The organism is Methanoculleus formosensis, from assembly GCF_025384765.1.
In the GTDB taxonomy this organism is placed as follows: domain Archaea; phylum Halobacteriota; class Methanomicrobia; order Methanomicrobiales; family Methanoculleaceae; genus Methanoculleus; species Methanoculleus formosensis.
This window is the reverse complement of sequence record NZ_VHLL01000010.1, coordinates 13414-32796: the sequence shown is the minus strand read 5'-3', so window position 1 is coordinate 32796 and position 19383 is coordinate 13414. Positions and strand designations below refer to the sequence as shown.

16 protein-coding genes are annotated in these 19383 nt (G+C 63.5%); 8 read left to right on the top strand and 8 right to left on the bottom strand.

Annotation, left to right across the window (positions count from 1 at the left end):
• Positions 1-40: 40 nt before the first annotated feature.
• From FKB36_RS12135 to FKB36_RS12120, 4 genes are read right to left on the bottom strand one after another with little or no spacing between them, the layout of a single operon-like run.
• Positions 41-1639, bottom strand: a complete 1599-nt coding sequence (locus FKB36_RS12135; protein ID WP_261598351.1) for an ATP-binding protein — start codon at positions 1637-1639, stop codon at positions 41-43.
• On the bottom strand, positions 1617-2657 hold the full coding sequence (locus FKB36_RS12130; RefSeq protein ID WP_261598350.1) for a DNA double-strand break repair nuclease NurA: 1041 nt from the start codon (positions 2655-2657) through the stop codon (positions 1617-1619). Before FKB36_RS12130 ends, FKB36_RS12135 begins: the two co-directional genes overlap by 23 nt.
• Positions 2654-5827, bottom strand: a complete 3174-nt coding sequence (locus tag FKB36_RS12125) for an AAA family ATPase (protein ID WP_261598349.1) — start codon at positions 5825-5827, stop codon at positions 2654-2656. The genes FKB36_RS12130 and FKB36_RS12125 overlap by 4 nt, the downstream gene beginning before the upstream one ends.
• Positions 5814-6974 carry a metallophosphoesterase family protein gene (locus FKB36_RS12120; RefSeq protein WP_261598348.1) on the bottom strand — a complete coding sequence of 387 codons (1161 nt, stop codon included), beginning with the start codon at positions 6972-6974 and terminating at the stop codon, positions 5814-5816. The genes FKB36_RS12125 and FKB36_RS12120 overlap by 14 nt, the downstream gene beginning before the upstream one ends.
• A gap of 130 nt (positions 6975-7104) precedes the next feature.
• On the opposite strand from FKB36_RS12120, the gene FKB36_RS12115 reads away from it, so the two are divergent.
• Together FKB36_RS12115 and pscS are read left to right on the top strand one after the other, a co-directional pair.
• Positions 7105-7287 (top strand): hypothetical protein, encoded by a 183-nt coding sequence (locus tag FKB36_RS12115; RefSeq protein WP_261598347.1) that lies wholly within the window; start codon positions 7105-7107, stop codon positions 7285-7287.
• Positions 7284-8462: an O-phospho-L-seryl-tRNA:Cys-tRNA synthase gene (pscS, locus tag FKB36_RS12110; protein ID WP_261598346.1), complete on the top strand. Its 1179-nt coding sequence runs from the start codon at positions 7284-7286 to the stop codon at positions 8460-8462. The genes FKB36_RS12115 and pscS overlap by 4 nt, the downstream gene beginning before the upstream one ends.
• A gap of 356 nt (positions 8463-8818) precedes the next feature.
• On the opposite strand, the gene thiI is transcribed toward pscS, so the two are convergent.
• Both thiI and larE read right to left on the bottom strand, forming a co-directional pair.
• Entirely contained in the window at positions 8819-10003 is a 1185-nt protein-coding gene (gene thiI, locus FKB36_RS12105) for a tRNA uracil 4-sulfurtransferase ThiI (RefSeq protein WP_261598345.1), read from the bottom strand.
• Positions 9991-10764 carry an ATP-dependent sacrificial sulfur transferase LarE gene (gene larE / locus FKB36_RS12100; RefSeq protein ID WP_261598344.1) on the bottom strand — a complete coding sequence of 258 codons (774 nt, stop codon included), beginning with the start codon at positions 10762-10764 and terminating at the stop codon, positions 9991-9993. The genes thiI and larE overlap by 13 nt, the downstream gene beginning before the upstream one ends.
• A 114-nt stretch (positions 10765-10878) precedes the next feature.
• Between larE and FKB36_RS12095 the strand changes: the two genes are divergently transcribed.
• Positions 10879-11505 (top strand): DUF2150 family protein, encoded by a 627-nt coding sequence (locus FKB36_RS12095; RefSeq protein ID WP_261598343.1) that lies wholly within the window; start codon positions 10879-10881, stop codon positions 11503-11505.
• Positions 11502-11954, top strand: a complete 453-nt coding sequence (locus tag FKB36_RS12090; RefSeq protein WP_261598342.1) for a DUF5814 domain-containing protein — start codon at positions 11502-11504, stop codon at positions 11952-11954. The genes FKB36_RS12095 and FKB36_RS12090 overlap by 4 nt, the downstream gene beginning before the upstream one ends.
• A gap of 255 nt (positions 11955-12209) precedes the next feature.
• On the opposite strand, the gene FKB36_RS12085 is transcribed toward FKB36_RS12090, so the two are convergent.
• Positions 12210-12644, bottom strand: a complete 435-nt coding sequence (locus tag FKB36_RS12085) for a GNAT family N-acetyltransferase (RefSeq protein WP_261598341.1) — start codon at positions 12642-12644, stop codon at positions 12210-12212.
• Positions 12645-12702: 58 nt separating this feature from the next.
• On the bottom strand, positions 12703-14187 hold the full coding sequence (locus FKB36_RS12080) for an oligosaccharide flippase family protein (protein WP_261598340.1): 1485 nt from the start codon (positions 14185-14187) through the stop codon (positions 12703-12705).
• 211 nt (positions 14188-14398) lie between these two features.
• Here FKB36_RS12080 and FKB36_RS12075 point away from each other — a divergent pair, with 211 nt between their 5' ends.
• The 4 genes from FKB36_RS12075 (at position 14399) to FKB36_RS12060 (ending at position 19278) form a co-directional block, all read left to right on the top strand.
• Positions 14399-15313, top strand: a complete 915-nt coding sequence (locus FKB36_RS12075; protein ID WP_261598339.1) for a Gfo/Idh/MocA family protein — start codon at positions 14399-14401, stop codon at positions 15311-15313.
• Positions 15314-15325: 12 nt separating this feature from the next.
• A complete protein-coding gene (locus tag FKB36_RS12070) occupies positions 15326-16759 on the top strand; it encodes a nucleotide sugar dehydrogenase (protein WP_261598338.1) in 1434 nt (477 codons plus the stop codon).
• A gap of 2 nt (positions 16760-16761) precedes the next feature.
• Positions 16762-17853: a non-hydrolyzing UDP-N-acetylglucosamine 2-epimerase gene (gene wecB, locus FKB36_RS12065; protein WP_261598337.1), complete on the top strand. Its 1092-nt coding sequence runs from the start codon at positions 16762-16764 to the stop codon at positions 17851-17853.
• A 309-nt stretch (positions 17854-18162) separates the two neighbouring features.
• Positions 18163-19278 (top strand): glycosyltransferase family 4 protein, encoded by a 1116-nt coding sequence (locus tag FKB36_RS12060; RefSeq protein ID WP_261598336.1) that lies wholly within the window; start codon positions 18163-18165, stop codon positions 19276-19278.
• Positions 19279-19383 lie beyond the last annotated feature (105 nt).

Below are 19383 nucleotides of genomic sequence, written 5' to 3'. Positions count from 1 at the left end.
GAAACGAGTGTTTCCTGCCCAGATTACCTTCGCATTCTTGTTAGAATCCCTTTTCAAGCCCGTCGTCTATCGGCGTTGCCGCCGGCCTTCTGTTGAGGTCTGCGATGTACTCCTCGAAGAGATGGATCCGGGTGCTCACCGGGAAGGGTATCCCGATGGTGCTGATGACTGCTTCTCCCGCTTCAAGCGTCTGAATCTCGGTGTCAAGGCGCGAGAGATCCTGTTTTGCGCTGCTCGCGATGGTGTCGCGGTCGCCCCGGTCGGAGAGCCCCATCACCACGAAGGTGTTCAACTGGGCGAGAACCCGGGCGTCGATGTTCTTCGGCTGCTGGGTAACCACACAGAGCCCCACGCCGAACTTCCGGCCCTCCATCGCGGCTTCCCGGAACGTCCGGGTGCTCCCGGACCCTGAACCCAGCACCCGCTGGGCCTCCTCGATGGTGATCAGGACCTGTCTGGGCTCTCCCTCGCCCCCGGCTTCCTCACCCTGGTGGCTGCGCATGATCTTACGCGTGATGATCGAGAGGACGAAGAGTTCGCTCTGCTCGCTCATCCCCGGGATGTCGATCAGGACGACCTTGTTCTCGTGGAGCGCCTTTAAGATATCCGGGATCGATGAACCCTGCCTCCGGAAGAAACCCCGGTTCCTGTTCATCATGCCGGCGATCCGCCGCTGCATCACCGAGAGGGTGCTCGGCGAGAAGTTCTTCAGGTCGTTTGCAATCCGGGGGTGCCGGCCGGTGTAAGTCCCGGCGTCGAAGGTCGCGAAATCGGTGCTCTGGAAGAAGTCGATCACGTCGGAGCCCGGCGTGCTCTCGAGCATCTCCACGACCTCGCGCTGGGGCGGGGAGTGCTCATAGAGGAGGAGGAGATCGGGCGCCCTGAAGTCGTCGTAGTCCAGGTAGAGCTGGTCCAGGTGATACCTCCTCCGGTAATCCTCAGACCGGGTGGAGAAGACCGCGAGCCCGTCACGGCCGGCCTGGTAGTGCAGGAGCCCCATCGTCGCCTCCCCGCTCGAAGACCGCCCTCCCGCCACGTACTCGCCGTGCGGGTCGACGATGAGGAGCCCGAACTCCCGCGCCTGCATGCAGGAGGCGCAGAAGACCTTCATGAAGTTGCTCTTTCCCATGCCGGTCGTCGCAAAGACGCCCATGTGCTGGCGCATCACCTGTGCGTGGAGCGCCACCCTGACGTCTTTTAAGACGCCCTGGCCGGTCTTCATCACGCCGACCTCGATCTCGCCCATCACCTGCGAGAGGAACGCGAAGTCGCGGGCCTCCGGGCGCTCCACGCGGGAGAACTTCGCAGGAAGTGTCCGGGGTTTTCGGAAGGCGCCGTCGCCGCCGACGTATCCGAGCGGCATCGCCTCGACGAGGATGAAGACGTCCTCCCCTATCCCGTAGAAGTGCTCGGTATGGGGACGGGTATCCCACTTCGGGTCGGCGAAGTTGCAGTCGTGGAGGAGGTCGTTCACCTTGGCAAAGAACGTCAGCCCTTTGACACTGTCGGTGATCTTCAACACGTCGCCGAGATAGAGTTCCGCGTCATGGGGGACGGCAAACCGGTAAGCGAGCACCCGGTCACCGATCAGGCGGTACTTCGAGGCGTCGCCGCCGCTAATATCGGTCAAGTTCATCATGATAGTCACCAAAGATGCCGGTATAGTCGGTACGGGTCATGCCGAGCCGGTCCATGTCCCGGATGATATCCTGGCGGACCTGCTCGACCGCATCCCTCCCGATCTTCGTCGTGAGGTGGGCGTCGAGGAGCGGGTAGGGGTAGCCCGTGACGCGCCCGTCGTCGGCGTAGGCCGCGAGCCCCGAGAAGACCCGTTCGACCATCTCCGGGCTGTAGAACGCGGGGATCTCGACCTTGAACGCCCGCTCGGCCCGCGGGTGCAGCCGCGCGACGTACTGCTCGCCCCGCTGCTTCCAGGAGTCCGTCTCCCGGCGGTCGATCAGGCCTTCGGGGGTGGAGACGCAGAGGTACCAGGGTCCGGGGACGCCGAGGTCGCGCGCAAGCCCCTCCGCCGCCGGGACGATCGGGTGTCCCCCGCCCCAGGTGAGCGACGTCCGTTTCGTCACCGCGGCGATGAGCACCCCCCGGAGGTTGCAGAGGTTCAGGAGTCTCTCGACGACCTCGTCGTGGCTCGCGTGGCGAACCTGGAGCGTGCCGTCGAGGACGATGAGGTCGCCGGCGTCAACCTCCGCGGCCATCTCCATCGCGGCCCAGAACTCGAGGGTGTCCCGTATGACGGCGGTGTTCTGGACCGGGTCTTCGTGGTCGAGGTGCACCTTCGGCGGGCAGTTGAAGCAGTCGTGATAGATCTCGTCGAAGTCCTCGTTCCCCCTCCCCGGGTTGACCGTGACGACCTGGAGGGGCGTCGTCCGGTGGTGGAGGCGCGAACCGCCCGAGTACGAACTGACCGATGCCCGGACGGCGGCAACGGCAAAACTGCCCGCATCGAGGATGACGGTGTTGCTCCCGTCCACCGCAGAGACCGCCCCGTCGAACCGGGACGAGCAGCGGCGGTAGGACGATGCATCATACCCGCTCGCGGCCGCGAACCGTCCGGCAAGATCGGGCGGGGTGTAATCGCGGATCTTCCCTGCGATCCGGCGGATCGCGTCCCGGTAGGCGGCATGCGGATCGGTCATTCGAACTCCCTGACCTGGCTCGCCTGGTCTCTGCCCATCTCGACCATGAGCGTCGTCGAGAACTCGTCCTGGACCTCGGTGATGTGAGATATCAGGAGGATCTGGGGGAAGTGGGCCTCCTGAGTCCGGAGCGCCCGGAGAAGGTTGCCCCGCCGTCCCTCGTCCTGGCTCCCGAAGATCTCGTCAAAGATCAGGAACGTTGAGTCGTGCATCTCGTTCACCTCGGCGAGGAACCGGGAGAGCGCCACCCGGAGGGCGATGGCGATGTCGTCCTGTTCTCCGCCGCTGAACCGCTCGGCCGGGTAGTCGTCTCCCATGTCGTGGACAAGGACGGTGAAGTCGTCGTCGAGCATCACGGTGCTGTAGCGCCCGTCGGTGATCTCCGAAAGCACCCTCCCCGCCTCCTCCTCGATCCGGTCCCTGACCACCTGGAGGAGGTGATCGGTATACTCCTTGATCATCGACCGGGTCAGTTTCAGGCGGGCGATCTCCTCGGTGAGCGCTTCCTGCTGCCGGAGGAGGTCGTCCGCGCGCGAGAGTCTCCCGGTCTCTTTCTCGATATCCATCTTGAGGCCGTTTATCTTGAAAGCAACGGCGGATCGCTGCTCCCGCGCCGCGAGGAGGTCTCGCTCGCACTTCAAGGCTCGCTCCTCTGCTGCCGTGACCGCCTCTTCGCTGAACCCGAGCCCTTCGGCGGCCTCCACGACCCGGAACCGTTCGGCCTCCCTCTTCGCGAGGAGGGCCTGCTTCGCCTCCAGCGCCTCGACCAGCCTCGGGACTTCTTCAAGGCGGACGCGGAGTTCGAGCGCCCGATGATGCGCCGCCTCAGCGCGACTGAACTCCTCGCTCTGGCGTGCGAACCGGTCGGGGTCGAACGAGAGGCGGGTGAGTTCGTCCCGGATAGCCTGCAGCCTCCCTTCGAGTGCGGTGATCCGTGCGGAGACGTCCTCCCGTTCCTCTTCCAGCGCCGGCCGCCGCGTGAGCCGGGCCTGCGCCTCCGTGTATGCCCGCCAGGACGGTTCGAGTGCCTGCGCCTCGGCCTCCAGGTGCTGCCGGACCGCCGGATCGAACCCGAGCAGGGAGAGTTTCGTCTCGACCTCCTCTTTTCGAGCGAGATACCTCTCGACGTCGGTGATGAGCCGTTGCCGCTCCTTCTGGAGGGCGGGGAGGCGGCTGCACTCGCCCCGGAGGGTATCGGCCGACGTCCGCATCTCCAAAAGAACGCGGATCCGCTCCTTGAGAGCGGCGTGCGCCGCCGGGTCGTACCCCTCCATGCCGAGCGCCCGAACCGCCGCACGGTGACGCTCCGCCTCGGCCCGCCACCGCTCTGCGACGCTCGCGCTCTGCTCATACCGGGACGAGTAGAGCGCGTGCTGCTCTTTTAAGCGCTGGGAGACAGTGCGCCGTCCGGAGAGGTCCGCCAGCGCGGCGACGAGGGCCTCGCGGTCGGCGGTCGCCCTCGCATGCTCACCCTCAAGGCCGGCGAGCGTCTTCTGCATCGCCGCGCCGGCATCCGCAAGATCGCCGAGCAGTTGCTCGTAGTGGTCGCCGAGGCCCTGGTGGCATGTCGGGCACGACCCCTCCGGGCCGGCGGCGAGGATCTCCGCCCGGTGCTCGGCAAGTTTCTTGATCTCCTCGCGGAGCGCCTCCTGCCGCTCGGCGCAGGCGCTGATCCGCGATGTCAGGTACTCTTTCCGGCTCTCCGCGGACTCTATCTCATCCTCGATCGAGCCCATCCCGGCAAGTTGCCGGGCAAGCCCGGCAATCTCGCTCTCGAGGAGGCCCATCTCTTCGGAGGCCGTGGCGACCTCCCGCAGGCACCGCTCTTCCTCGCGGGCGAGTTCCTGGGCCCGGAGGAACACCTCCTCGCGGGCCAGGAGAGCGTCGTACTCCCCGATCTCCACTTCGAGCGTGCGGAGACGTTCGACCTTCTCCTCGATCCCTTCGATCTCCGTCCGGTTCTCCCCGACACGCTGCTCGATCTGGGCGAACCGCTCGTCCATGCGCGTGGCTTCCTCGCGGAGGGCGTCGTACTCCGACTGGAGCGCTTTCATCGCAGAGATCCGGTCGCGGAGGCTCTGCCACTCCCCGACGTCCCGTTCGAGGCCGGCGAGCGATTCCGCATCTGTCGTAAGCGCGGCGAGTTCTCTCTCGACCCTCGTCCGGCGCTCGCCGTACTCCTTAACCTGCCCCTCTGCGGTCTTCGCCTCGACGGTCAGGCGGTCGGCGAGCGCCTTCTCCTCGGCCATCGCGGCCGTCCCGGCCTTCAGGGCCTCGTAGCGGCCGGCGAGGGGGGCAAGTCCTTCGAGGTCGGCCTGCAGCCGCTGCCGTTCGGCGATCTCCCCCTCCGCTGTCCGGCACTCGGCCCGGAGCCGCTCGATCTCGGCCGCGTGCATCTCCCCTTCCCGCGCAAGGTGCAGGTAACGCTCGCGCACCGAGAGCAGCCGGTCGCGCGCCGTGCGCGCACCGTCGAACTCTTCCACGGCCGCTGTCTCTCTCTCCAGGGCTTGTTTTGCCTCTTCCTGTGCTCCGGCGAGTTCCGTGCGGAGCACCGCAAGGCGGTCGCGGACCCCTTCGGCATCCAGTTCCTGGAGCCGGCCGGAGAGTTCCCGGAAGACGCCTTCCCGGGCATCGACGATCGATTTGAGGTGCTCCATGCTGTCCTTCTTGAGGTAATCGATGCCCAGCACCTGCATGAACCAGTCCTTCCGGGAACCGGCCCTGCTCTCGAGCAGGGCAAGGAGGTCCTTCTGCCCGGCGTAGATGGTGTTGCGGAAATCTCCCGGCCCCATGCCGACAACCCGCTGCACCTCCAATCCGACGTTCAGGACGCTGTTTGCGAGGAGTTTCTGGTTCAGGTAGAGGTTTGCCTCGTGGAGGTTTGACGAGGCGCGGCGTTTGAACCTGCGGACGACGGCATACTCGTTGCCGCCGACCGAGAAGTCCAGGCGAACCTCGCAGACGTCCTGTGGCCCCGCAAAGGAGCTGACGATGTAGTTCCCGTCGAGCCCCGTGCCCTGCAGGCCGTAGAGGGCGAAGAGGACGGCGGAGACGATGCTGCTCTTTCCCGTCCCGTTGTTCCCGACGATCCCCGTGATGCCGTCCTGGAAGACGATCTCCTGGTCGCGGAAGCGCTTGAAGTTGCGCATCCGGAGTTTATTCAGCAGCACGCTCTCCCTCTTTATGGCGCGCGATGACCGTCCGGAGGACATCCGTCCCGGTCTTCTTCACGAACTCCGCATCACCGGGAGCGAGGTGCTCCTTCTCCACGAACCGCTCGAACTCAGCGACGTAGTCGATGCCGACGAGCGAGTCCTCGTGGAGTATCCGGGACGGATCGTCGACGGCCAGCACCTGCAGTTTGAGGTCCAGCGCACGGTTCCGTATTTCCTGGAGCGCCTTCTGGTCGAGCGCGCGAAGCGTATCGCGGCGTATCCCGTCGAGCGTTATCTGGCAGATCGCGTGAGAGATATCCTTCCCGTGGTTCTCGGCAGCGTCGATGATGCCGTCCACGACCTCTCTCGCCGAGAGCCCGTCGCAGTTGATCCTCCCGAGGCTGAACATCGGTGTGCGCGGGAGGTCGATATGCTCGACCTCGCCCGACGCGAGATCGACGGCGAGGCCGCCCTTCTCCTCCGCGATCTCGCCGTAGTTGCAGTGTTCGAGCGACCCGCTGTACCAGGCGTTGTCGGCGACCTGCACCTGGCCGTGAAAGTGGCCGAGCGCGATGTAGTCGAACCGGTCGGAGAGGATCGTCGCGTCCAGCTCGTGCTCGGCGACGGTGTGCAGCCTCCTATCCTTCAGGATGCTCGCAAGGCCGTGGGTGACGAGCACGTTCGTGCCACCGGCGAACTCTATCCCCTCGAACGCCCTCCGGTAACCTTCCACCTCGAGCATATTCGGTATCAGGTGAAAGACCGTATCCCCGAGTTCCACTCGCCGGTAGCGGTTGTGGTGGGCGACGTAGAGGTCGGTTGCAGCGTAGCCGCCCCGCTCAAGCACCTCGAACGGCGACGCCGTATACCGGGTCTTCGCCATGCTGTGGTTGCCCGCGACCACGAGCATCGGGATCCCCGCATCGTGCAGACGGGAGAGAGCGTCGAGCGCCGTCGTGTAGGCGCGGGTCTTCGGCTTGACCTGGTGAAAGAGGTCGCCCGCGTGGACGAACACGTCAGGGCGCATGGCGATGATCCGGTCGATGGCAGCAAGGAAGTTGTCGTAGATGAGTTGTTCGCGCAGGTTCATCCCGGTCTCCGGATCGACCCGGTTAAAAGCCGCCAATCCGAGATGCGTGTCTGCTAGATGAACGATCTTCATGCCCAATTAATCTCCGTGTTCCCTGGGTATTAATGTCTGATCCGTGCGGCGTGAATGTATTCGGCACCGGGTCGGTGGCCGGAACACGCGTAATCTAATATACCCTCACCAATATTTGTATGGTGATCTCGTGTCAAAAAGAGCCGTAGATGCAGTTTTTCAGGCGCTCTTCCTCCTTTCCGACGTCCGGTTCCTGCTCCGGGAGACTGCTCCCGGGCATGACCTCAATGAGGCGCAGAAAGCGCGCGCCGCAACAACCCTCGATAAGGTGAAACGGCAGGTCGCAATCCTCGAAGAGGAGTTGATCCGGTGAAGTGCGCTGTCGATATCGAGTCCCGCGACGTCGAGGAGATGTACATCAACATCGACCCCATCCAGGCGGGCGGGCGGCTCACCGCAGAAGCCATGAGGGCGGCGATAGCCTACGGGGACGGCTACTCGGTCTGCGACAACTGCCGGAACCCTCCCCGGCTCGACTATATCAAGAACCCACCCATTGCGCAGTACCACGCGGACCTCGCTGCGTGGCTGAATATGGACACCGCGCGGGTCGTCCCCGGCGCCCGGCGGGGGTTCCAGGCGGTCGCCTCCACGCTCGTCGAGAAGGGCGACCCGGTCATCCTCACGTCGCTTGCCCATTACACTGAGTTCATGGCGGTCGAGGCGGCCGGCGGGATCCCCCGGGAGATCCCGAAGGACGCGAAGAACCACATCACCCCCGATGCCGCGGCAGAGAAGATCGAGGCGGTGATCCGGGAGTTCTCGAAGACGCCGCCCCTGCTCTTCGTCGACCACGTCGACTACCAGTTCGGGAACGTCCACGACGTCGCGGGCATCGCGAAGGTCGCCCACCAGTACGACATCCCCGTCCTCGTCAACGGGGCCTACACCGTCGGGATCATGCCGGTCGACGGGAAAGCGCTCGGCGCCGACTTCGTGGTCGGGTCGGGGCACAAGAGCATGGCGGCACCGGCGCCCTCCGGCGTCCTCGCGACGACGAACGAGCACGCAGAGCGGGTGTTCCGGACGACGCAGGCGAAGGGAGACGTGACCGGCCGGACGTTCGGTATGAAAGAGATCGAGATGATGGGCTGCACCCTGATGGGGGTCACCGTTGTCGGGATGATGGCCTCGTTCCCGCGCGTCAGAGAGCGGGTGCAGCACTGGGATACCGAGGTGGCGCATTCGCAGGCGGTCGTGGACGCCCTCCTCTCCATCGAGGGGACGAAGGTTCTCTCCGACTACCCGCGCCAGCACACCCTGACCCGGATCGATACCCGGGAATCCTTCGATACCGTGGCGCAGCAGCACAAGAAGCGCGGCTTCTTCCTCGCAAGCGACATGAAGAAGCGGGGCATCACCGGCGTCATCCCCGGCTCGACCAGGGTCTGGAAGTTCAACACCTTCGGGCTGACGGAGAAGCAGATCCGGCATGTGGGGGAGGCTTTTGTCGAGGTTGCGCGGGAGAACGGGCTGAATATCATCTGAGGGATATCCCCCGGAGTTCAATTTTTGAGTGGGTTTGGGCAGGCCGGGGTGCTATTGTCGTAAAGATCTTGAGCGAACCAGTGAGAACTACGGTAATCGATCAGAAGCCCAGGGCAGTGGACCGTGGGAGTATCGCCACGGGGGAGAGGCTGACGGGGAGGGGGTCTCCCCCTCCCCTGTCTCTACTACGCAAAGGAGATACCTATAACCCCCACCCCACCCGGCCTTCGGCCTCCTCCCCCGCCCCTTGGGGCGGGGGCAGTGCGTGGCGATAGCCGATGGAAATCCGTGCATGGGATTATGCAGATTAAGAGAGAGTGAAGGTTTTCCAGGAACAATCATGGATTAACACGCATTCAATGGCTGAGAATCTCCTCAACCTCCCCGTTCTTCGCCCGGAACCGCCGAATCGTCCCCGCCGCCCGTTCTGCGAGTTCCTCCGCGCCAATCGCCTCTTCGATCTTCGCGATCGTCTCCGCAGGCGCCGCCGTCGAGGGGTAGCGGGGGGCGACCGTGCACCCGACATCTCCCGGCCGCTCCTCGAACGTCCCGATGGCGCGTGCGCGGTCGACGACCTCTTCCTTGTCGAACCCGATCAGCGGCCGGAGCATCGGAACGGTCGCCGCAGGAGCAATCACCGCCATGTTCGCGAGCGTCTGGGACGCCACCTGCCCCAGGTTGTCGCCGCTGACCAGGGCGGCGTCTCGGCGCTCTTCTGCAAGGATGCTCGCCACCCGGAGCATGAACCGCTTGCAGAGGACGCACCGGTAGCGCGGCTCCTTCAGCGCGGTGATCGCCTCAAAGAACGGCTCCATCTCCACGACCAGGAGATCGAGGGGGTGTCCCGGAACCCAGAGAGAGAGCCGGGCGTGATTTTCGAGAACTCTCTTTCTCGCATCCTTACCCCCGAACCGCCCGCCGTGCATGTTGACGTGCACCATCAGGCATCCCCGGCGCATCATCAGCCACGACGCGACGGGCGAATCGATCCCCTCCGATATCAGGGCCATCACCTCGCCCTGCGTCCCGTAGGGGAGCCCGCCCGGCCCTGCAATCAACTCGTCGTAGACGAGGCCGCCGTACTCCCGGGCTTCCACGAAGATCTCGTAGTCGGGCGCCGAGAGGTCGACCCGCGCCTCCGGTATCCGGTCGAGGACGGCCGAACCGACCGCCGCCGCGAGTTCCTGGCTGCTGAACCCCTCGACACCCGACCGGCGCGCTCTGACCGCAAACGACATCCCGGGTCGGAGATTCCTCTCCGCGTGCGCGACCGCCGTGGCGGCGAGCCCCTCGATATCCGCTGCGCTCACCGTGCAGACGCTCGCGCTCACCACCCCGAAGGTCTTTGCGGCCACCACGGCGATCCGCCGGGGCTCGTCGCCGTAGATCATGATCCGCCCCCGGTAAGTCTCGATGCGGTGGGTGAGCCCCTCAGCCTCCAGCGCAAGGCCGATATTCCCCGTCATTATCGATATGTACCGCCGTTTCACCGTCTCGCTCTTGAGGAAGATCTCCCCGTACCTGACCATCACCGCTTCCACGAATCCGCACCTCCCTCACGATAGCCTCCGGAGGCTATCGCCACGTCTATAAATCCGAGTTCCTTCACCGCACCGAGCAGTTCCTCAAGCCTCCGGCGGTGCGCCGGGTCGGCCTCGACCAGGGCCCGGGCGCCGCCGGTGCACCGGACCCGGATCGTCCCCGGGATCTCCCGCGCGAGGAGGGACTCCGCCGCCGCGACGAGGGCGAGGCACTCCCGGGTGACCGGCTCACCGGTGGGGATGCGGGTTGCGAGGCACGCGGACGGCGGGCGGATGGGCACCCCGAGTTCTTCTGCAATGGCCTCGATCTCCGCCTTCCCCATACCGCGCTCGGCAAACGGGCTCCTGATCCCGAGTTCGGAGAGCGCCTGCATCCCGGGCCGGGTATCCGCCCGGTCATCGGCATGCGTCCCGTCGACCACCGTCCGGCACCCCTGCCGCCGTGCCTCCGTCACGACCGCCTCCATCATCGCCCGCTTGCAGACGTAGCACCGTTCCGGCCGGTTCTCCCGGACAGCGGGGATCTCGAACATATCGAGCGGAACCACGACGTGCGCGATCCCCAGGCGCTCCGAGAGTCTGCGCGCCGCCGCGAGTTCCCCGGGCGGGGTGAGGCCGGTATCGACGCTGATGGCGATCGCCTGGATCCCGTGATGCCGGGCGAGGGCCAGCAGAACCGAACTGTCCGTTCCCCCGGAGAGCGCAATCGCAACAGGTTCGTAGGATCTCAGGAGAGCATCAAGCCCGCGAACTCGCGTCATCTGCTCTTCATATGCTCGCTCGTTCTAGATGAATGTTCGCGAATCGCGCCAATTCCCGGTATCTAGACGAAGAGCAAATGGTTTTTAAAAGAGGCACTCCGAATGTGTACTGATATGGCGAAGAAAGCGAGTGCCAAACAGGCAGAACCCATGAAACTCTTCTATATTTTTTACAATCAGGAGCGCTGGGACAACTGGATCAAGACGCTGGAGGAAGCAAACTTCGAGCCCGCCGAGGGCGAAGAGGTCTCGGAAGGCGAGCAGATGCTCTTCAGTTTCACCGAGGACGTCACCCTCTCGGTCCTGAAGATCGTCCGTCTCTACCAGAACGGCCGGTTCACGAAGGAGGAGACCATCGCGAAACTCGATGATGTGGAGCTCATCGTCATGACCGGGCTTCCCGAGGGAGACCTCGAGGATATCATCGGGTCACTCCAGCTCTCCCTGCTGGTGCTCTTCACCGCCTGCCGGAAGTACATCGAGGGCGAGTTCGATAAGGACATCAAGGCGCTCGTGAAGAAGGGCAAGGGTATCGACGAGGAGAACCTCGAGGAAGCGCTCGAGGTTGCGGCGAACATCGGGGCCGCCGTGGTCGACGGGGCTACCTGCTGCGCGAAGTACATCAAGGACAACATAGAGGACCCCGGCCTCTTCGATGAGTGGCTCATCGAGATCGAGACGATGAGCAACGCCATGAAGTCGCTTGCGAAGTTCGACGAGGAGCCCGGCGAGTCGTCGTGATTGCGAAGAAGGCCCGGTTCCGGGCGGCACGGAAACTCGAGCGGGCAGCAGGGTTCCGGCTCCCGGACCATGTCTTCTCGGGCGCGTTTCTTGAGTCGCTCGGGAAGGCGATCAACTTCGAGAACCTCGACCGGCGGATGCATGAGCAACTCCAGGCCTTTTTCCGCGACTTCATGGACTGCAAGTGCAAGAACGCACCCTTCTGCGGGTGCCCGGAGAGGAAGTTCACCCTCACCATCATCGAGTTCCGGGAGTTGGGGCTTGATCACCGCCAGATCAGCGCCCACCTCCTCGACGAGTACGGGATCGACCTCTACCCTGCCGACATCCTCAGTTTCCTCGAAGACTCCGTCCACATGCTCGAGGCTATCCGGGACGTCGCCGAACTGCAGGGAAGGGAGAAACTCGCGGAGAACGCTATAGAGCACATCAAGAAGATCGAGCACTAGTGCTTGTTGTCATCTTAAATTTAGAGATCTCCCATCCCTCTTCGCGACCTTCGCGGCTTCGCGTGAGACTTCGCTACTCTCTATTACCCCTCACGCGAAGCCGCGAAGAGCGCGAAGGGACGTTTCAGGGAATTATATCGACCTTCGCGCACTCCCGCGCGAGACCGGAGGCCCGTCCCAACATGCGACAAAAGTTTCTAAAATAAGATGACACAATGCAGTAGGCCCTGTTTTTGTAATACCAGGGCCCGGTGTTCAGTTCCCGGATTTTCTCATCATGGGGGCGACATTGCACCCCTCCATCTCCCCGAAGCAGAAGTTAAACCGTTCTTTGATACTCTCCGGGAGTCTTCCCTCCGGGATGGGCTCGAACCCGAGGCTCCCGTAGAAGATGACCAGGGGGAGGGTCGAGTGGATATAGATCGTTTCGGAGCCGCATTCGTCGAGGAGCATCTGCACGACTTCCCGGGCGTATCCGTGTCCGCGGTGCTCGTCGAGCGTGAAGACGCAGTCCATCTCGAGGCCGCCCGCATGGCGTGTGCAGCGCGCCGTCGCTGCAAGGGCGCCGTCGACAAAGACGCCGAATATCCTCTCCCGCGCCGGGTCGGCCTTCTGGCCGCGGTAGTGTGTCCAGACCTTCTCTGCAAGCGGGAACTCTTCCTGGTTCAGTTCACGGACCTCTTTTGCCATCGTCTCCCTCGCGTATAACTACAGGTTGCCGCACCCGGGTATTTAAGTGAACGGCCCCTCAGAGCAGACCCGGCCAGGGGACGCCGAGGCCCATGGTCAACTCCTTCAGTTCATCGCGGATGCCCCGGTCGATCTTGAGGAGAACCAGGAGATAGACAACCCCCCCGAGCGCGACCGCCCCGAGGACGACGAAGACGTTCGTGAGCGGGATGACGAACGAGTAGGCTGCGACGACCGCCGCCATGACGAGCGCGGCAAGGACGATGTGGCCTACGGCCCGGAGCTCCATCCGCACGCGGATGGTCCGGGAGAGGGCGCGGTTGGCGAGCGCCGCGTTCAGCACCATGGTGGCGAGCGTGGCCGCCGCCGCTCCGGTGATGCCGTATGTGGGGATGAGGTAGAGGTTTAGCCCGACGTTTGCAGCGACCGCGATTGCCGTGACCCGGAACGAGTCGCGCGGCCGGTCGAGGGCATTCAAGCACATCGTCTGGAGGAACATGAAGACGTGGGCCACCTGGACGAGCAGGAGCAGCGCGAGAGCCGATGCCCCGGCGGAGAACGCAGCCCCGTAGAAGAAATAGAGGAGGCGTTCGCCGAGGAGCCAGCCACCGAGAACGACCGGGACCGCGAGCAGAAGCGAGTAAGTGAAGGCGCGGGCGAGCGCGTTCTCCACCGAGGAGAGGTCGTTCTGTTTTCCCCAATAACTGACTTTCGGGTAGAGGGTAGTATGGAGTGCTACGGTGATGAACGTCGCGATTGAGGTTAGTTGGAGTGCGACGCGGTATACGCCGACGTCGGCCTCGGTCATGAAGTAGCCGATCATGATGGTGTCGGCGTAGGAGAAGACGAGGTAACCGCTTGCGCTGAGGAAGGTCCAGAACGAGAAGGCAAAGAGGCTCTGGATGTGTGAACGGCGAAACGACGCGAGAGCAAGGTCGAGGAACCGGTAATTGACGAGCCCTGCCGCAAGGAGCCCGGCGACGAACCCCCCGGCAAGGCCCGCAACTCCGTAGCCGAGGACGATCGCGACGACCTGGACGATGATCCGGATCAAGGTGTCGAGCAAACCACTGATCTGGTTGATACCGACCTTCCCTCTGCCATAGACGCCGTTTGAGGCGACGCTCGTTAAGGCACCGGCGATAAGCGCGACGATCAGCCAGAGGAAGACTTCCGGCGAAGCAAGGTCGGGGATATACGGCCGTATGATGAGGAGGAAGCCGATCGAGACAGCCACCAGCACGACCCTGAGGACGATAAACGCTGTGAAATATGCGTCTTGGTCTTCACCCTCGCTGATCCGCTTTACTGCGGCGCCCCCGAACCCGCCGTCCCCGAACAGGTTGAATACACTGTAGTAAGCGACGAAGATGAAGTATGCGCCCAGTATCGCGGGACCGACGGTATGGGCGAAGAACATCGTGGAGAGGAACCCGATCGCGGTGAGGACCAGCGTCGAGGCGAGGCTGATAGCGCTCTGGCGCTGGACGGGATCGATGCGCATGACACGGGCGAGATACCCGGAGGGGCGGAACACGAGCATTGGTTTTGCCGTGAAAGGCCTTATTGGTTGTCAACCATCCGGGCTTTCGGGGGGAGGCTCTTTCCGGGGTCGGTTCAAATGGAGCAGGAAGAGCGGCCGCGATCACCGGGCACCCCGGGAAGAGGGACACGATAACGTCATAGCGGAGTGATACCAACGTATATCAGCACTCTCACAGGACTGAGCACATGGGATATCGGTGGGTGATAATTTGGACGTAGGGGTAATCGGTGTCGGAGTGATGGGCAGGAACCATGCCCGCGTGTATTCGGAATTGAAAGCGGTGGACTCGCTCTATCTGTACGACCTCAACGGGAAGGCGGCCGGCGACCTTGCCGGAGCCTTAGGGGCAACGGCCTCCCCGACTGTTGAGAGCCTGCTCGGAGACGTCGACGCGGTGAGTGTCTGCGTCCCGACGCCCTACCATTTTGGGGTTGCGGAGCAGGTCCTCGACGCCGGGGTGCCGCTCCTCATCGAAAAGCCCATATGCGCAACGGCAGAGGAGAGCCGGCGGCTCATCGGGAAGATCCCCGACGGCTTCGTCGCCGGGGTCGGGCACATCGAGCGGTTCAACCCGATCGTTCCTGAGATCAAGAAGATCGTCAAGAGTCCCCTCTATATCGAGATGAAGCGGCACAACCCGGCGTCGTCGCGGGTGAGCGGCTCCTCGGTCGTCGAGGACCTGATGATCCACGACGTGGACATCATGCGTAACGTCCTCCTCCCCGACGGGGCTTATCGCCTCGCCGGCAGCGGGAACGAGGATCTCTGCAGCGCACTCTTCTCTTTCGGGGAAACCTCGGTCTACCTCTCGGCAAGCAGGAAGTCGTCAAAGAAGATCCGGATGATCTACATCGAGGAGGAAGAGTTCACCGTCGAGGGAGACTTCATGGCCCAGGAGATCTACATCCACAGAAAACCCGGGCAGTACGCGGTCGAGAACGAGCGCTACGTCCAGGAGAACATCATCGAAAAGGTGCTCGTCAACAAGCAGGAGCCGCTGAAACTCGAACTCTCGACGTTCCTCGGCTGCGCGGCACGCGGCCGGGAGTTCCCGGTCAGCCCCGCGCAGGCGCTGCTGAATATGGAGATCTGTGAGGACGTCGCGCGGTGTTTTACAGTGTAGGATGGTTTCTACATGAGTGACAGGTTACAATCGATCATCAACGCCAGAGGTCCAATCAGGAAGATCGGCGTCGTCGGGATGGGATACGTCGGCATCCCCGCCGCGGTGCTCTTTGCGGACGCACCGGAGTTCAAATCCGTTCTCGGGTTCCAGCGGGGTTCTCCGTCATCTGGCTACAAGGTCGATATGCTGAACCGCGGCGAGTCGCCGTTGAAGGGCGAGGAGCCCGGGCTCGAAGAACTGCTGGCGAAGGTCGTCGCCGCCGGAAAGTTCCGGTGCACCTCGGATTTCTCGGAGATTGCCGGGTGCGACGCGGTGACCCTTGCCATCCAGACGCCTTTTGCGGACCCAAAAGACCTCATCCCCGACTTCTCGGCGCTGATCGAGGGGCTCCGGAACGTTGGGAAGCACCTAACGGAAGGCACGCTCGTGGTGCTCGAGTCGACGGTCACCCCCGGGACGACTGCCGGGATGGCTCGCGAGATCCTCGAAGAAGAGTCGGGGCTCGTCGCCGGTGAGGAGTTCGCCCTCGCCCACGCCCCCGAACGGGTGATGGTCGGGCGGCTGCTCCGCAATATCCGCGAACACGACCGGATCGTCGGCGGGATCGACGAGGTCTCGACGGCACGGGCGGTCGAACTCTACCGGCCGGTTCTCACGACGGGGAAGATCATCCCGATGACCGCGACCGCGGCCGAGGTGACAAAGACCGCCGAGAACGCCTTCCGCGACCTCCAGATCGCGGCCGCGAACCAGCTGGCGCTGCACTGCGAGGCGATGGGCGTCAACGTCTACGACGTCCGCGCCGGGATCGACTCCCTCAAGGGCGAGGGGATCACCCGGGCGATCCTCTGGCCCGGCGCCGGGGTCGGGGGCCACTGCCTCACGAAGGACTCCTGGCACCTCGAGCGGGGCGCGCAGGTCCTCGGTGGTGACCTCTGGTACCCGCACGGGGGCGAGTCGATCTTCGGGGTCGCCCGGAAGATCAACGAGTTCATGCCCGAACACATGGTTCACCTGACTCTTGAGGGGCTCAAGCGGGCCGGGAAGTCCCCGAAGGGCGCGACGGTCGTGCTCCTTGGGTGGGCGTTCATCCAGAACTCCGACGACACCCGGAACACGCCGGCGGAGCCCTACTTCGCGGCGCTGAGGGAGGCCGGCGCTGAGGTCCGGGTTCACGACCCTTACGTTGATGCGTATCCGGGGATAGAGGTCTCGCACGACCTCGATGGGACCCTTGCGGGAGCCGACGCCGTCATCGTCTTCACCGGGCACCACCATTATGCCTCTCTCGATCCGGTGCGGGTGAAGGAGTTATCCGGAGAGGAGCACCCGGTCATCGTCGACGGCAGGAACGTCGTCGACCCGGACGCGTTCATCCAGGCGGGGTTCGTCTACAAGGGTATCGGCCGCGGCGATAAGAACAATCATCCGATCCGGCAGTAACCATGAAGATCGTATCGATCGTCGGCGCGCGTCCCCAATTCATCAAGTGCGCTCCGGTCTCCCGGGAACTCCGCAGGGTGCACGAGGAGATCCTCATCCACACCGGCCAGCACTACGACCACGGCATGTCGGAGGTCTTTTTTGAGGAGCTCGGTATCCCAAAACCCGACTACAACCTCGGCATAGGCTCCGGAACCCACGGCCGCCAGACCGGGGCGATGCTCGGTGCGATCGAGGACGTCCTCCAGAAGGAGGAGCCGGACTTCGTGCTCGTCTACGGCGACACGAACTCGACCCTTGCTGGCGCGCTCGCGGCGGCAAAACTCCACATCCCGGTGGCGCACGTCGAGGCGGGGCTCCGGAGTTTCGATCGCCGGATGCCCGAGGAGGTGAACCGGGTGCTTACGGATCATGCATCGGACCTCCTCTTCTGCCCGACGGAGACGGCGGTGAGAAACCTCGCGGCCGAGGGGGTCACGGAGGGCGTCTTCCTCGTCGGGGATGTGATGTGTGATGCGATGGAGTACAACTGCGTGATTGCTGAAGAGCGCTCCCGGATCCTTGAGGACGTCGGGGTCGAATCGGGAGGCTACCTCGTCGTCACCGTCCACCGGCCCTCGAACACCGATGATCGTGACAATATGGCCGCCATCATCGGCGCCCTCGGCGAGGCCGGGATGCCGGTTGTCTTCCCGGTCCACCCCCGGACGCGGAAGTATCTCGGTGAATACGGCCTCCTTGAGAGGATGCCGGAGAACGTCCAGGTCGTCGAACCGCTTGGCTACCTCGATATGCTCCGCCTGATGGCGCACGCAGAAAAGATCCTCACCGACTCCGGTGGCGTCCAGAAGGAGGCCTACATGCTTGGCGTCCCCTGCATCACCCTCCGGGAGAACACCGAGTGGGTCGAGACGGTCGAGGCCGGGTGGAACGTGCTCGTGGGGGCGGAGAGGGAGAGCATCATTGATGCTATTCGGCATTTTTCTCCCGAGTCGCAGCAGAAAGAGATATTCGGGAGCGGAAACGCCAGTGCTTTGATCGGGGAGATCCTCACCCGGCGCCAGGACGCTGGAGAGACACCGAATCTCTCCTGAAACCTTCGTGTCGAGAATACAGCCAATCACATGCGTGACAGTGGGGGATACCGGCACACCAGCATCCGGGGTTCCGACCATTGCGTAGTACCTGACCTGCATCCTGTCCATTCACCCTTTTGCAGCGGTCCGGGAGTTCTCCTGCGATCCCGTATGCTCCATATCAATCCGCACCTGAGCATCCACGATAAAGTATAAGTACCCCGGGGAGACAGTTGGGGCCGTTCAGCCCTCTCATTTATGTCTGGTAATGCCGGGGAAGGTTCCGGGCGGGGAGGAGCAGACGAACTCCGGATTATGCGTATCTGCATGCTCACCACGACCCACCCGCCCCGCGACGGGCGGATATTCGAGAAAGAAGCGAAGAGCCTTGCAAAGGAGCATGGCGTCACGATTCTCGCCCCATTCGACGCCGGATGCGTCGGGGAGGACGGAGATGTGCGGTTTTTCACAGTCCGAAAACCCGCATCGAACCTCCTTCACCCTCTGACGCTCTTGAGAGTGCTTCGGGCCGGTCTGGGAGAGGAGTGCGACGTTATTCACTGCCACGAACCGGACGCCCTCCTCGTGGCGCTCCTGCTGAAGGCGGTGAAAGGTCGAAAGGTCGTCTACGACATCCACGAGCACTGGCCGAGCGAGATCCCGTTCGATCTCGGTATCCCGAACGCGACAGTCCTCGCGAGGGTCCTTGAGCCCCTGCTTTCCCGGGGAGAAGTCCTTCTTGCACGATTCGCCGATGCGAGGATTGCCGTCAGCGAGAGCGTCGCGGATCGGTTCGGTCGAAACGGGACGAAGCCTGTGATCGTATCCAATTACTCGATCGCCGATCGGGTGCCGCCGACGCCGCGGACGAAGAGCAACTGCAACGTGGTCTATATGGCCGGGAATATGCAGATGTTTCACGGCATTCGTGAATGCATCCAGGCAATGTCGCAGGTGGCGGCAACGTTCCCCGACGTCTCTCTGACGCTTGTCGGGAACGTTCGCGAGGATATCGGCGCGATAGCAGCGAGGACGGAACCCCGGCCGGAGATCACGATGCCGGGCTACCTTCCCTACCGTGAGATGTACGAAACCCTGTGCGAGGGGAGCATCGGGCTCCTGGTCTTCCAGCCCGATTACTACAACGCTTTTATCGGCCTCCCGAACAAGCTCTTCGACTACATGCTCTGCGGCCTCCCTGTCGTTGCGAGCGACTTCCCGGAGATCCGGAAGGTAGTCGGCGATGCCGGATGCGGGGTGCTGGTCGACCCGACCGACCCGAATGCGATCGCAGAGGCGATCGTCTACCTCTTCGAACACCCGGACGAGGCGCGGAGGATGGGAGAGAACGGGCGGAAGGCGGTTCTTGATCGGTATAACTGGGAGGAGATGGAGAAGAGGCTGCTCCAGACGTACCGGGCGATTGAGGGGCAGGCGAAGTGATTGAATCTGAACGCGAACCGTAAGAAGAGCCCCCGCGCCCCTCGCGGAGAGAGTGTCTTCATCGCTCATCACAGCGTTCCCGCAACGCAACCATCGCATCCTGTC